Source organism: Nocardia sp. NPDC003183 (assembly GCF_053590715.1).
Genome location: NZ_JBSFTG010000013.1, coordinates 122,014 through 135,929, shown reverse-complemented (window position 1 = coordinate 135,929; position 13,916 = coordinate 122,014). Strand labels below are relative to the sequence as shown.

Genomic DNA, 13,916 nt, shown 5'->3' with positions numbered 1-13,916 from the left:
AGGAGACGACCGTGAGCAGTGGATCCGACGACAGGCGCGACGACCCGACCGTATTCGGCGGGCCCGGCGCACCGAACCAGCCCGACCAGCAGTGGCAGCGGCCCGGTTCGCCGGATCCGGCTGCGGAACAGCCGAATCCGGGCGCACCAGATCCCACCGCGGTGTGGACGCCGGGCAGCACCGGTCTCCCTCCGACCCTGCGCTGGGACGGCTCCGGGCCACCACCCGGGCTTCCCGAACCCACGCAGTGGGCGCCGGCGGGTCCGCAGGATTGGCAGGATTCCGGTAATCCCGCTGCGGGACAGCAGGTTCCGCAGCCGGGACAGGCCGACCCCACCCAACTGCGCCAGCCGGCACCCTGGCCCGGGGCGAATCCGCCTGTGGGCCAGCCGGGTTCGAATCAGCCTTGGCAGCCCGGCATGAATACACCCGCCGGACAACCTGGCCAGCAGTGGCACCCCGAGGCCCCGCAGCCGGGCGGACCGGTAACTCCCGGCGCCAATTTTCCTGGCGGACACCCTGGTTCGAATCAGCAGTGGCAACCGGGCATGAATCCGCCTGCCGGACAACAGCCTCCGGGTCAGTGGGGCGCGCCGGTACCTCCCGGTCAGCAGTGGGGCGGTCCCTCGGCCGGTGCGCAGCACCAGTGGGGCGCCCCGGCGAATCCGCCCGGTCAGCAGCAGTGGGGCACGCCGGCCGGGCAGGCAGACCCGACCAGAGTCGGCGCACCAGGCTGGCAGCAGCAGGCACCGCAGCAATACGGCGAAATCCCCCCGCTGGATCACCAGGGCATCCAGCCGTACGGCCAGCCGCTCCCGCCCAACCAGAAATCCGGGAACAAGGCCGCGATCTGGGCCGCGGCAGGTGTGGCGGCGCTACTTCTGGTCGGCGGCACGATCACCGCGGTCGCGCTCACCCGCGGCGACGACGCACCGACGACCACCGCGGGCGGCGCTCCTTCGATGGTCAGCGCCCTGTCCACCACCCCGGCACCGGCCTCCTCGAGCAAGCCCAAACCCAGCACCACCACCCCCTCCCCCTCGGGCGCCGCATCGAATCGCAAACCCCTGATCGAGGGCTACCAGGTAGTCGCCTCCCCGGACCGTGGCGCCGCCTACGACGTCCCGGCAGGCTGGAAGGTCGCCACCGAAACCACCATCGGCGGCGTCGGTGAACCCCCGGGCGACTCGGTGATCGGCAAGGGCTACGCCTCCGACGGCCGCGACTACTGCCCGAACTCCACCCGCACCATGTCGCTGCTCACCGGCTCCAAGAACGCCGACAACGCCGCGGCGGGCGCCGAACTCGGCACCAAAGCCGCACCCCTCGCCTACCAGGGCTCGAAAGGCACCCCCGGCCCCGCCCAGCCACTGAAGTCGATCGACGGCAAAACCGAGGGCATGTTCACCGAGACCACCGGCACCGTCCCCGCCCCCAAACCCGGCTGCGCCGGCACCTACTCCGTCTACACCTACGCCTTCAAGGGCGCCAAGGACGGCAGCTTCGTCATGGTCATGATCGCCGACACCGGCGTTCCCGGCGCCATCGACGCCGCCGAGGCCAAGCGCATCTTCAGCTCCATCAGATCCCTCGACTAACCCCCATCTGACCAGCCAATTTAACGTTTCACGACCCCACGTTGTAAGCTACTTCAGGTTCGCCTCACGGGGTGTGGCGCAGCTTGGTAGCGCGCTTCGTTCGGGACGAAGAGGTCGCAGGTTCAAATCCTGTCACCCCGACGTGTTGGTTGAGACACAGAAGAGCCCCTGACCAGTTCACTGGTCAGGGGCTCTTCGCTTGTCTGTGGGGGTTTGCGGTCGAGGGGGTTCGGCCAGCAGATGGTGAGGGCCGTGAGGGAGATCAGGCTGAGGATGAGGGCCAGGATGGTGGGGCACATGGGGGTCGCCCTTCCGGGGTGAGCGGAGTGGGAGCGCGGCGGTGGGCTCGTGGTCGAGTGTGGGCGCCTCCATGGCGAACGGGGTTGCCTGCGTGTTCGGGGTTGGTTGAGAAGTTCTCCCCACGCGAGGTTGCCCGTGGTGAGAGTGTCGGTGTGAGCAAGGGATAACCTGCCGCTTACTTTCTGTCACTTGATAGAAATTCGCGGTCGATAGCGTATACACCCATGTCGACAAGGGTGGATGCACCAGCCGAGGGCTCGGGAAGGCCGTTGCGCGACGTCGTGTACTCGACGTTGCGGGGGGAGTTGATGAACGGGGACATCCGGTTCGGGGAGCGGCTCACCGAACCCAAACTGTCGACCAGGTTCGGAATCTCCCGCACGCCGGTTCGGGAAGCACTCACCATGCTCTGCTCGGACGGGCTGTTGCAGCGCGAGGAGTTCGGGTTCAGTCCGGTGCGGCCGAGTGTGGCGCGGATTCGCGATCTCTACGAGCTGCGGCTGACCCTGGAACTGGGTGGCATGACGCGGGTACGAGCGGATCCGCGGATCGCCCACGACACCGCGCTGCTCCACGCCGAGCGGCAGAAGTGGCTGGCGCTACAGGCCGACCCGCCCGCCCAGGAGCCGGGTTTCGTCGTCGTCGACGAGGAATTCCACGTCGCCCTGCTGACCGCGGCGGGCAATGCCGAGATGGTGCGCGCCCTGGTGGCGGTGAACTCCCGGATCCGGCATGTCCGCATGTACGACTTCATGATCAACAACCGCATCGAGACCACGATCAGCGAGCACCTCGGCATTCTCGACGCCGTCCTCGCCGGTGATCTCACACTGGCCCAGCAGCTCTTGCACACCCACATCGGCGATTCGCTGGATGTGGTGCTCGAGCGGATCTCGCGTGCTGTCGCCGCCATGTCGCTGAGTGAATAGAGGAGCGTTTATGTCTGCCACCCCGACCGCACGGGTCGCCGCCGCCTACGCACGAATCGCCGAGGTGGATCGGCCCGAGGTCTGGATCACGCTGCGCTCCCAGGAGGTGCTGACGACCGAAGCCGTCGACCTGGAACGCCGTGTCGCCGCGGGCGAGCAGCTGCCGCTGGCGGGCCTGCTCCTCGCGGTGAAAGACAACGTCGACGTGGCCGGCTTGCCCACCACCGCCGCCTGTCCTGAATTCGCTTACGAGGCAACGGAAACTGCGTCGTCGGTGCAGCGGCTGGTCGCGGCGGGCGCACTGGTGCTCGGCAAGACCAACCTCGACCAGTTCGCCACCGGGCTCGTCGGCACGCGCAGCCCCTACGGCGCCGTCCGCAACGCTCTTCATCCCGAATTGATCTCCGGCGGTTCGAGTTCCGGTTCCGCGGCGGCGGTCGCGCTCGGCATCGCCGACCTGGCCATCGGCACCGACACAGCGGGTTCGGGACGCGTACCCGCCGCACTGCACGGTATCGTCGGCATCAAGGCCACGCTCGGCGTGATCCCCACCCACGGCGTCGTCCCCGCCTGCGCCGACTATGACGCGGTCACCATTTTCGCCGCCGACCTGGACCTGGCGGTCACCGCCGTGAAGACGATGGCGGGCAAGGACTCTCGCGACCCACGCAGCCGCGAATGGCCCGCCGACATCCGCATGGCGGCATCCGCCGAGCCCGAGATCGCCATCCCCCGGCCCGAAGACCTCGAACCGCTGAGCCCGGCCTACCGAACGGCGTTCACGGAAACGGTCGCGGCCCTGCGTGATCACGGCCTGCGCCTCACCGAAATCGATATCTCGCCACTTCTCGACGCGGCCCGACTGCTCTACGACGGCGCGATAGTCGCCGAGCGGTACGCGGCGGTCGGCGAGTTCGTCGACAAGGGCGCACCGGGTCTCGACCGCACTGTCGCCGGAATAATCAGCGCCGCACGAGCACTCGACGCGCACACGTTCGCGCAGGACTTGGACGCGCTGGCCCGAGCCCGCACCACCGCGACAACGCTGCTCACCGGCTTCGACGGCCTCCTACTCCCCACCACCACCGAACACCCGTCGATCGCCGAAGTGGAAGCCGACCCGCTCGCGATCAACCGCCGACTGGGCACCTACACGAATTTCTGCAACCTCCTCGATCTCGCCGCCGTCGCGATCCCCGGCAAGCCCACCACCGACAACCTGCCGTTCGGCGTCACGATCGCAGTCCCCGCGTTCGCCGACCAATCGGCGGTCGACCTCGCCGCGCGCATCCTCGGCACCCCGGCGCCGCTGCTCGTGGAAACCGGTGTGCCCCTTGCCGTGTTCGGCGCCCACCTGCGCGGCCAACCGCTGCACTGGCAACTCGAACAACTCGGCGCCCGCTTCGCCGGCGAGATCGCCACCTCCGACGCCTATCGCCTGACCGCCCTCGACACCACCCCGGCCAAACCCGGACTGGTCCGCCACGGTGAGGGACAAGGCGCACCGATCCTCGGCGAACTGTTCCTCGTCTCCCCCGCGGGCCTCGGCCGATTCCTCGCCGAACTACCGCCGCCGATGGCCCTGACCAGTATCGATCTCTCCGACGGGCGCGCGGTGGTCGGCTTCGCGTGCAGCTACGACGCCGCCGTCTCCGCCACCGACATCACGCGGTACGGGAGCTGGGTGGCGTATCTACGGGATCGGTGACGTCGATGCCGAGCTCGGCGAGCAGGCCCGTCACGCGATGACCGATGTCGTCGCGGATGGGCCGCACCTGCTCGGTCTCGAGGCCGGCCGGATCATCGATGATCCACTCCACGTAGCGCACCCCGGGCACCAGCGGACAGGTATCACCGCAGCCCATCGTGACGATCACATCGGCGGCACGGATGATCTCATCGGTCCACGGTTTCGGATACTCGCGTGAGATGTCGATGTCGACCTCCGCCATCACCGCCACCGCGGCCGGATTGAGCTGCCCACTCGGCACCGACCCGCCCGACCAGGCCACCGCTCGGCCCAGCGCCAGCTCTTCGAAGAATCCGAGCGCCATCTGCGACCGGCCCGCGTTGTGGGTACACAGGAACAGCACCGTCGGACGCGGCCGGGCCACCTTGCCCTCGATCTTGGCCAGCGCCTGCAACCGTTGGCGCCCGAACCGCTCGGCCAGCAGCGGTAAGTACAGGGTCACTGTCGCCCGAGCAGCGAAATTCTCGTAGGAGGAATGCAGGAAACGATGGATCGTCTCCAGCTCGAACATCGTCGCGAATTCTTCGCGCAGCCGCGCCTCGGCACGGTCGAGCGCGTCGGAGTGCTCCGCTATTTCGACCACCCCCCAACACTTACCCGAATCCGGGCCATACGCAAACGCCCGGGCCGATCACCCCTCGATCGACCGGCCCGGCACGCGTACTCACCGACACAACGTGGAACATCTTCGGCCCAGCCCGTCGGTGTGGTTACCGTCGGCAGTGCGTCTTCAGCGTCTGGAAGAGCCACCTTCTGGTCTGCACCGCCGGGTCCGACCGATCACCCCTCGAGACCGATCGGACCCGGTTGTTCCGGTGTCTGAAGCAACAATGCGGTGTCGGTCTCTAGAGCTTCTTAAGAACAACTTGTCGGCGAAGTCGGGTTTTCGGCGATGATAGAAGTACCGACGCAAGGAGATCGACCATGGAAACCGCGATCGTCTGGTTGCTGGCAAGCCTTCTGTACTGGTTCAGCAACTTCTGATCCCCTGACACCGTCCACGAGAGAGCCCGGAATCAGGCCCTTCGCCCACCCATGAGACGAGGCAGGTACGCGTATCGCCGTACCTGCCTCGTGCCGTTGTGTGGATCACATCGAGCCGCCGGAATAGTTCACCGGCAGCAGCGGTTGGACTCACTGTCGACGTCCGAACAGCCCCGGGCCTCACCCCATTTGTCGCTACGAGCGACCACCCGCCGAGAGGCGCTTGTGGGGCGTCGGCACCCTGACGGGCCGTCCTCGAGGCGGCCCATCGACTCGAACGCCGCCAGGTCACCCTCATCGACCTGGCGGCGTTTGCCGTATCCGGGTCGCGGGCCACGCGCGCGTGCTCGAGGATGGGTGCATGACTTCGGATGGGCAGTTGCGGCGGGGGCTGGGGCTGGGGGATTCAGTAGTGGTGGGGTTGGGGGCGATGGTGGGGGCCGGGGTGTTCGCGGCGTTGGGCCCTGCGGCGGGGGTGAGTGGGTCCTGGTTGCTGGTGGCCTTGGGGGTGGCCGCGGTTATCGCCTATTGCAATGCGATGTCGTCGGCGCGATTGGCTGCGTTGTATCCGGTGTCCGGGGGGACGTATGTGTACGGGCGAGAACGGCTGGGGGCGTTCTGGGGGTATCTGGCGGGGTGGGGGTTCGTGGTCGGCAAGACGGCGTCGTGCGCGGCGATGGCGTTGACGGTGGGGAGTTACGCGTGGCCTGAGCAGGCGCACGCGGTGGCGGTGGGGGCCGTGGTGGCGGTGACGGGGATCAACTATGTGGGGGTGCAGAAGTCCGCGCTGGCTTCGCGGGTGATCGTGGGCGTGGTGCTGGCGGTGCTGGCGGCGGTTGTCGTGGTGGGAGTCGGTGGGAGTCATTCGGGGGCATCGGTTCTCGACCAGGAGATCGGGCCGTACGGGGTGTTGCAGGCGGCGGGGTTGTTGTTCTTCGCGTTCGCCGGGTACGCGCGGATCGCCACGCTCGGCGAGGAGGTGCGTGCGCCGGAGCGGACCATTCCGCGGGCGATCATGCTGGCGCTGGCAGTGGCATTGGCGGTGTACGCGCTGGTGGCGGTGGCCGCGTTGCTGACGTTGGGGTCGGGTGGGCTGGCGGCCGCGCGTGATCCGCTCGCGCAGGTGGTCGAGGCGGCCGGGGCGGGATGGCTGGCGCCGGTGGTTCGGGTGGGTGCGGTGCTGGCGGCGGCGGGTTCGCTGATGGCGTTGGTCCTGGGGGTCTCGCGGACCGCACTGGCGATGGCGCGCGACGGGCATCTGCCGCGGGCACTGGCGATGATCCATCCGAAATACGCGGTGCCGCATCGGGCCGAGCTCGCGGTGGGTGTGGTGGTCGCGGTGCTCGCGGCGACGGTGGATCTGCGCGCGGCGATCGGGTTCTCCTCGTTCGCCGTGCTCGCCTATTACCTCGTCGCCAACCTGTCCGCGGCCACGCTGACCGCCGCCGAGGGCAGGCCGCAGCGCTGGGTTCCGGTGCTCGGAGCGGCGGGTTGCGTGGTGGTCGGGTTCGCGTTGCCGATCGAGTCGGTGCTGGCCGGACTCACGGTCCTCGCGGCCGGCGCGGGGGTCTACGGGATTCGCAGTGTTGCGGGGAAGTGAACATGCCTGTGATTAGGGGATTCAGCGGCCACGCTATACGGGTTACGGTGCGCGGCACGGGCTACTCTCGCCCGCATGCGGCACATCACGGGCGTTTTCGCGGGAACGATCGCTGCGGTGCTGGCCTCGGCGTGCCTATTCGCCGTTCCGGCGCACGCCGCGCCGAGTACGACCTGCGAGGTGACCTCGGGTCGCGACCTGGAGCGCGCCGAGCCCGAACAGGTGGGGCTGGATTCGGCGAAAATCGAAGCGGCACTGCAGTTCGCGGCCACCCGCAACCGGCTCAATGTCCAGATCTTCCGGCACAACTGTCTCGTCGGTGAGGGCCTGCGCAACGACGAGACCGGCAATACGCCGTGGAACGTCTGGAGCGTCACCAAGTCGGTGGTGTCGATGCTGGCCGGAATCGCTTCCGACGAAGGCAGAATCGATATCGCCGCCCCCATCGACCGCTACCTGCCGCCCGGACTCGGCGACGCGGCGCACCGGTCGATCACCGTCGAGAACCTGCTCACCGAGACCTCCGGCATGCAGGTGGGAGTGCTGTCCGAGGGCATCACCGCGGTGATCCCCATCGACCCGCACTCGGCGGTGCAGGCGCTGTCGGTGCAGCTGACCAATCCGCCCGGCACCACGTTCAGCTACAGCCAGCGCAATGTCGATCTGCTGTCCTACGTGATCGAGCTGGCCGTCGGCGAACCGCTACAGCAGTTCGCGCAGCGGGAATTGTTCGACCCGCTGGGCATCCCGCGCAGCGACTATTACTGGGCAAGTGACCGATCCGGTCATACCTACGGCTACGCCCATCTCCTGCTGCCGCCCAACGACCTGGCCAAGATCGGCCTGCTCGTCTCGAACGACGGCCGCTGGGGCGCCGACCGGGTGATCTCCTCGGACTATCTGCGCAAAGCCCGCACACCGTCGGCGGCGAACAGCTGCTACGGCTACCTGTTCTGGCTGGGCGCCGATTGCAGCGAATCCCCCGACTTCCTGCCCCCCGACACGTTTTTCATGTCCGGACTCGGCCTGCAGAACGTCTTCTTCCTGCCGAGCCTGGACATGACGGTGATGTGGACAGGCCCGTTCGGCAACCAGACCGCCTACGGCCCGAGCGGCATCCTCGCCCACGCCGAAGAACTGCCCCACGAGTTCTTCCGCCGTCTGTTCGCCGCCGTCACCGACGCCGCGGTGCCGATCGCCGAACCGTACGTGGAGCCCCCGCTGGAATTCGACGCGGGCAAACTCATCGACGCCAACATCCTGCTGGCCGTATTCGGCATCGGCCCCGGCGCCTACCCCGGCTGCACCGTCTTCGATTGCCTCAACCAGCCCCTGGCCGCACCCTTCGCCAGCATCCCACCGGGCTGCGCCATCCTGGCCTGCGTAGGCCACGACCCACGCACCCCGGGAATCCGCTAGCCGTTCACAGCCGCGGCGAGTCGGCCCGAGTCCAGGTAGTCGCGAAACAGCACCACTTCCCCCTCCCGAACCCGGATCACCGTGATGGCGGAGCGCACTCGGATCCGCTCCGCCCCGGGCTTGGTCACCTCGACCTCGGTCTCGACCACCACGGTCTCCGGATCGTCGGTGGCGTAGATACGGGGATGAATCGCGTGGATCCGGACCGATGACGTGGCGGCCCAAGCCTCTTCCAGTGCGGCGCGGATCGCTGCCCTGCCCTCGATCCGAGCTGGTGCGCCCGGCGGCGTGAACGGCAGCTCGAAAACGCCGTCGGCGGCGAACGACTCGGTGAACGCGGCCGCGTCGCGGGCGGGGAGAACGGCCATGAGCCGTTCGGCGACCTGGACCGGAGTGGGGATCATCGGCAGCCTTTCGATGAAACGGAACGATGGACCCGCTTATCATCCGGAACGCTCGCCCCGCTTGTCAACGGCCGCCGATACAATCACAGCCGTGACCGATGAACCACGCCCGCTGCGCGCCGATGCCCGCCGCAACCGCGAACGGGTGCTGGCCGCGGCCCAGGAAGCCTTTGCCGCCGAAGGGATTTCGGTTCCCCTCGACGACATCGCCCGGCGCGCCGGCGTCGGCGCGGGCACCGTCTACCGGCATTTTCCGACCAAGGAAGCGCTGTTCACCGCCGCGATCATCGACCGAGTCGAACGTGCCGCCGCCTACGCGCGCGAACTCGGTACCGCCGACGACGCGGGCAGCGCCTTCTTCGAATTCCTGGCCTTCCTCGGTAGCGAGAACGGCGTGAAACGCGATCTGGCCGACGCGGTCGGCTCGGAGCGGCTGGCCGCGCTAGGACCTACCGCCGACCTGAGTACGGCGATCGGCATCCTGCTGGTGCGGGCGCAAAAGGCGGGCGCGATCCGACCGGACCTGGAGGTCGACGACCTGATGCTCATCCTGAAAGCGGGATTCGCCGCCACCCGCGGCGCCGACGATCGCCGGCGCCGTCTCACCTTCTCGGTCATTGTCGACGGGTTGCGCCGGGTCGAGCCCTGACAACGACAAAGGCCGGGCACACCCGAAGGTGGCCCGGCCGTCGACGGGTGATCAGCGGTTCTCGAGCAGAACCTCCGCGATCTGAATCGTGTTGAGCGCGGCGCCCTTTCGCAGGTTGTCGCCCGAGATGAAGAGCGCGAGACCGCGACCGCTCGGCACGCCCGGATCCTGGCGGATGCGGCCGACGAGGGAGTCGTCCTGGCCTGCGGCGGCCAGCGGGGTCGGCACGTCGACCAGACGGACGCCCGACGCCTTGGCCAGCAGGTCCTTGGCCTGCTGCACCGAAATCGGTTCGGCGAATTCGGCATTGATCGACAACGAGTGCCCGGTGAAGACCGGGACCCGCACGCAGGTGCCGCTCACCAGCAGATCGGGCAGGCCCAGGATCTTGCGGCTCTCGTTGCGCAGCTTCTGGTCTTCGTCGGTCTCGAAGGAACCGTCGTCGACCAGCGCACCGGCCAGCGGGATCACGTTGAAGGCGATCGGCGCGACGTAGTTGTTCGGCGCGGGGAACTCGGCGGCCGAACCGTCGTGCACCAGCTGCTCCGCGTCGGCGGACACCGCGCGGATCTGCGAGGCGAGTTCCTCGACACCGGACAGACCGGAGCCGGATACAGCCTGGTAGGACGACACGATCAGGCGCTGCAAACCGGCCACGTCGTGCAGCGGCTTGAGCACCGGCATCGCGGCCATGGTGGTGCAGTTCGGGTTCGCGATGATGCCCTTGGGCAGGTTGCGGGTGGCCTCGGGGTTGACCTCCGACACCACCAGCGGCACATCGGGGTCTTTGCGCCATGCCGAGGAATTGTCGATCACAGTGACGCCCGCCGCGGCGAAGCGCGGGGCCTGCACACGCGACATGGTGGCACCGGCCGAGAACAGCGCGATGTCGAGGCCCGACGGATCGGCCGTCTCGGTGTCCTCGACGACGATCTCGCCGCCGCGCCAGGGCAGCGTCTTGCCCGCCGAACGCGAGGAGGCGAAGAACCGCACCTCGTCGGCCGGGAAGTTGCGCTCTTCGAGCAACTTGCGCATGACGGCGCCGACCTGACCGGTCGCACCGACAACACCTACACGTACACCCATTGCTTAACGCCCCGTTCCGCCGTGGACGACAGCGGCTTCGTCGCCGCCGAGATCGAATGCCTTGTGCAACACCTGCACCGCTTCATCCAGTTCCGTGTCACGCACGAGCACCGAGATCCGGATCTCCGAGGTGGAGATCAGGTCGATGTTGACGCCCGCGTTGGCCAGCGCCTCACAGAAGGTGGCGGTGACGCCCGGGTGCGACTTCATCCCCGCGCCGACCAGGGAGACCTTGCCGATGTGGTCATCGGAGAGGATCTCGGCGAAGCCGATCTCGTCCTGGCGCTCGGTGAGCTTCTGCACCGCGCGGACCAGGTCGGTCTTGGGGCAGGTGAAGGTGATGTCGGTCTTGCCCGTGTCGACCTTGGAGATGTTCTGCAGCACCATGTCGATGTTGATCTCGGCGTCGGCCACCGCGCGGAACACCTTGGCCGCGTAGCCCGGCTCGTCGGGCAGGGCGACGACGGTCACCTTGGCCTCGCTGCGGTCGTGTGCGACGCCGGTCAGGATTGCCTGCTCCACGGGAATGTCCTCCATCGATCCGAAAACAGTGGTGCCGATCTTGTCGGTGTAGGACGACCGAACATGAACGGGAACGTTGTAGCGGCGCGCGTACTCCACGCAGCGCAGCATGAGCACCTTCGACCCGCAGGCCGCCATCTCGAGCATCTCCTCGTAGGAGATCTTGTCGAGCTTCTGGGCGTCGGGGACGATGCGCGGGTCGGCGGAGAAGATGCCGTCGACGTCGGTGTAGATCTCGCAGACATCGGCTTTCAGCGCCGCGGCCAGCGCGACGGCGGTGGTGTCGGAGCCGCCGCGGCCCAGCGTGGTGACGTCCTTGCTGTCCTGGCTCACGCCCTGGAAGCCGGCCACCAGCACGATCTGCCCCTCGGCCAGCGCCTCCTGCAGGCGGCCCGGGGTCACGTCGATGATCTTGGCGTTGCCGTGCGCGCCGGTGGTGATCACCCCGGCCTGCGAGCCGGTGAACGAGCGAGCTTCGGCGCCGAGCGTGTGAATAGCCATGGCCACCAAGGCATTCGAGATGCGCTCGCCCGAGGTGAGCAGCATGTCCATCTCGCGAGCAGGCGGCGCCGGGGCCACCTGCTCCGCGAGATCGAGCAACTCATCGGTCGTGTCGCCCATCGCCGAGCACACGACAACTACATCGTGCCCCTGCTTCTTGGTCTCCACGATCCGTTCAGCGACGCGCCGGATCCGCTCGGCGGTAGCCACCGAGGATCCTCCGTACTTCTGAACTACGAGAGCCACAGCAGGTCCTTCACGATCGAGTGTCAGGTTGGTATCAGCGACCAAGAGTACCGGGCGCGGGCCACCGGTTTTGCTGCTACCTGCCCTGCCTGTGGAAAACGACACAGGCTTGTCACCTGTGGATAACCACGGAATTCACGCGCGATCGAACCAGGTGACCTGCGTGCCGTTGTCGAATTCCTTGCGCTGTACCGGAACGAACTGTGTCGGTTTGAAGACGCCGGTGAAGACCGGGACACCCTCGCCCGCGACGATCGGATAGCTCTTGATGATCATCGCGTCGATCTCGTCGAGCAGCTGCCCGGCCAGCTTCCCGCCGCCACACAGCCAGATGTCGCCGCCCTCGCGCTGCTTGAGCTCGCGCACCAGCTCGAGGGGATCACCGGAGACGATCTCGACTCCGGGATGGTCGGCCTGGTCGAGTGTGGACGAGACGACGTACTGCTTCAGGTGCGAGAACGGGCTCTCGACGTGCTCATCCGGCAGCACGTAGGTGCCGCGCCCCATCAGCACGGTGTCCCAGTTCTTGGCAGGCAGGTCGGGGTCCATGCCGAACTGCGCGCGCAGGTGGGTCGGGATGGCGTCGGGAAACTCCGTCATCATCCACTCCACATAGTTCTGCGGTGTCGGATAGAAGTCGACCTCGCCGCCGGAGCCCGCGATGTAGCCGTCCAGGGAGACGCCGATGTAGTAGACAAGCTTTCGCATGGTTACCGCCTCAGATGTAGTACTCTGTTTGAAGTGGTTTCAACGTAGTACTACGGATGGAGTGGTGTCAAGTGCGAACTAATCCCGAACGTCGGCAAGCCCTGCTCGACGCGGCCATCGAGGTCCTCGCCGACGAGGGCGCCCGCGGCCTCACCTTCCGCGCGGTGGACAAACAGGCGGCCGTCCCCGCGGGCACCGCGTCGAACTACTTCGCCAATCGCGACGAACTGCTCACCCAGGCCGGTGTCCGCTTCTACGAGGTGGTGCAGCCGAGCGAGGAGACGATGGCCCTGGTCAGCGACGGCCCGAAGGACATCGACAACATCACCACGCTGATGAAAGAGGTGGTCGGGCGCATCGAATCGCATCGCAAGGCCTATCTCGCGCTGCTCGAACTACGACTCGAGGCAACCCGGCGGCCCGAACTGCGCACGGTGCTCACCGAACGCGTCCGGGCCGACATCGATTTCAACGTCCGCAACCATCTGGCGTCCGGCCTGCCCGGCGATGCGGAGTCGGTACTACTGCTCTATCTGGCGCTCAATTGGCTCATCGTCGAACACCTCACACTGCCCGGAATCTTCACCGAGGAGCAGAGCATGGCACTGATCGAAACGGCCGTCGAGCGTGTGATAAGCAGCTGACCCGGTCATTTGTCCAGACCATAGACGTGTTGACGATCACTGGTACCACTGTGCACAATCGGGCGCGAAAGCTGCGGGGGTTCGGAGGATAGACACAGATGCGCTCGAAGATCGACATCCGATTCACCGTTGACGCCGAGATCGACCAAGTGATGGACGCACTACTGGCCGTTGACCTGATGTCGGAGTGGTCGACCTCGCTCAGTGATGTCCGGGTCGGGCCGCGCGATGCCGACGGCAGGCCGCGCCGAGTTTTCGCCACCGCCCACTTCATGGGTAACTCCGACGCCCAGGTGCTCGAATACTCCTGGGAGCAGTACCGGTCCGAGTGGCGGGTGGTCGACAGCAGCCGCGGTTCCAAGGGCGGCGGCTGGATCGAACTGGTCGACACCCCGGAGGGCACCGAGGTCGACTACCACGTAGAACTCTCCCTTCCGCTGCCCATTCCGGGCATCCTGTTCAACCGAAGCCTGCGCAAACTGCACGACGAGACGGTCGCGAACTTCATCGACTTCGCCGAGCGGTACCCAGAGGTCGGTGGCTTCGCGGCCGGCTAGTTCGCGCCGTCGCCGAACC

The 13,916-nt window shown here is 67.2% G+C and carries 13 protein-coding genes and 1 tRNA gene; 9 read left to right on the top strand and 5 right to left on the bottom strand.

What is annotated here, in order from left to right; all coding sequences use genetic code 11:
• The first annotated feature begins 11 nt into the window (after nt 1-11).
• From ACWDXS_RS28145 to atzF, 4 genes are all read left to right on the top strand, one after another.
• Nucleotides 12-1,598: a hypothetical protein gene (locus ACWDXS_RS28145; RefSeq protein WP_449970162.1), complete on the top strand. Its 1,587-nt coding sequence runs from the start codon at nt 12-14 to the stop codon at nt 1,596-1,598.
• Between the two features lie 67 nt (nt 1,599-1,665).
• Nucleotides 1,666-1,739, top strand: a tRNA-Pro gene (locus ACWDXS_RS28140).
• 383 nt (nt 1,740-2,122) lie between these two features.
• On the top strand, nt 2,123-2,827 hold the full coding sequence (locus ACWDXS_RS28135) for a GntR family transcriptional regulator (protein WP_449970159.1): 705 nt from the start codon (nt 2,123-2,125) through the stop codon (nt 2,825-2,827).
• A 10-nt stretch (nt 2,828-2,837) separates the two neighbouring features.
• Nucleotides 2,838-4,535 (top strand): allophanate hydrolase, encoded by a 1,698-nt coding sequence (gene atzF, locus ACWDXS_RS28130; protein ID WP_449970156.1) that lies wholly within the window; start codon nt 2,838-2,840, stop codon nt 4,533-4,535.
• Here the strand turns inward: atzF and ACWDXS_RS28125 are convergent.
• Entirely contained in the window at nt 4,492-5,160 is a 669-nt protein-coding gene (locus tag ACWDXS_RS28125) for an arsenate reductase ArsC (protein WP_378994336.1), read from the bottom strand. The two genes, atzF and ACWDXS_RS28125, sit on opposite strands and share 44 nt — an antisense overlap.
• 762 nt (nt 5,161-5,922) lie before the next feature.
• On the opposite strand from ACWDXS_RS28125, the gene ACWDXS_RS28120 reads away from it, so the two are divergent.
• Entirely contained in the window at nt 5,923-7,161 is a 1,239-nt protein-coding gene (locus tag ACWDXS_RS28120) for an APC family permease (protein WP_449970152.1), read from the top strand.
• A gap of 75 nt (nt 7,162-7,236) precedes the next feature.
• Nucleotides 7,237-8,580 (top strand): serine hydrolase domain-containing protein, encoded by a 1,344-nt coding sequence (locus ACWDXS_RS28115; protein WP_378994341.1) that lies wholly within the window; start codon nt 7,237-7,239, stop codon nt 8,578-8,580.
• Here ACWDXS_RS28115 and ACWDXS_RS28110 read toward each other — a convergent pair.
• Nucleotides 8,577-8,984 carry a nuclear transport factor 2 family protein gene (locus tag ACWDXS_RS28110; protein WP_449970148.1) on the bottom strand — a complete coding sequence of 136 codons (408 nt, stop codon included), beginning with the start codon at nt 8,982-8,984 and terminating at the stop codon, nt 8,577-8,579. The two genes, ACWDXS_RS28115 and ACWDXS_RS28110, sit on opposite strands and share 4 nt — an antisense overlap.
• Nucleotides 8,985-9,075: 91 nt before the next feature.
• Here ACWDXS_RS28110 and ACWDXS_RS28105 point away from each other — a divergent pair, with 91 nt between their 5' ends.
• The gene (locus tag ACWDXS_RS28105; RefSeq protein ID WP_449970146.1) at nt 9,076-9,633 is read left to right on the top strand and encodes a TetR/AcrR family transcriptional regulator; all 558 of its coding nucleotides are present in this window, start codon (nt 9,076-9,078) and stop codon (nt 9,631-9,633) included.
• Nucleotides 9,634-9,684: 51 nt separating this feature from the next.
• Here ACWDXS_RS28105 and ACWDXS_RS28100 read toward each other — a convergent pair whose 3' ends face one another.
• The 3 genes from ACWDXS_RS28100 to ACWDXS_RS28090 form a co-directional block, all read right to left on the bottom strand.
• Entirely contained in the window at nt 9,685-10,719 is a 1,035-nt protein-coding gene (locus ACWDXS_RS28100) for an aspartate-semialdehyde dehydrogenase (protein WP_449970143.1), read from the bottom strand.
• 3 nt (nt 10,720-10,722) lie between these two features.
• Nucleotides 10,723-11,988 carry an aspartate kinase gene (locus tag ACWDXS_RS28095; RefSeq protein WP_378638675.1) on the bottom strand — a complete coding sequence of 422 codons (1,266 nt, stop codon included), beginning with the start codon at nt 11,986-11,988 and terminating at the stop codon, nt 10,723-10,725.
• A 135-nt stretch (nt 11,989-12,123) separates the two neighbouring features.
• A complete protein-coding gene (locus tag ACWDXS_RS28090) occupies nt 12,124-12,696 on the bottom strand; it encodes a dihydrofolate reductase family protein (protein WP_449970139.1) in 573 nt (190 codons plus the stop codon).
• Nucleotides 12,697-12,767: 71 nt separating this feature from the next.
• On the opposite strand from ACWDXS_RS28090, the gene ACWDXS_RS28085 reads away from it, so the two are divergent.
• Both ACWDXS_RS28085 and ACWDXS_RS28080 read left to right on the top strand, forming a co-directional pair.
• Nucleotides 12,768-13,340 (top strand): TetR/AcrR family transcriptional regulator, encoded by a 573-nt coding sequence (locus ACWDXS_RS28085; protein ID WP_378994352.1) that lies wholly within the window; start codon nt 12,768-12,770, stop codon nt 13,338-13,340.
• Between the two features lie 98 nt (nt 13,341-13,438).
• Nucleotides 13,439-13,897 carry an SRPBCC family protein gene (locus ACWDXS_RS28080; RefSeq protein WP_378994354.1) on the top strand — a complete coding sequence of 153 codons (459 nt, stop codon included), beginning with the start codon at nt 13,439-13,441 and terminating at the stop codon, nt 13,895-13,897.
• Nucleotides 13,898-13,916 lie beyond the last annotated feature (19 nt).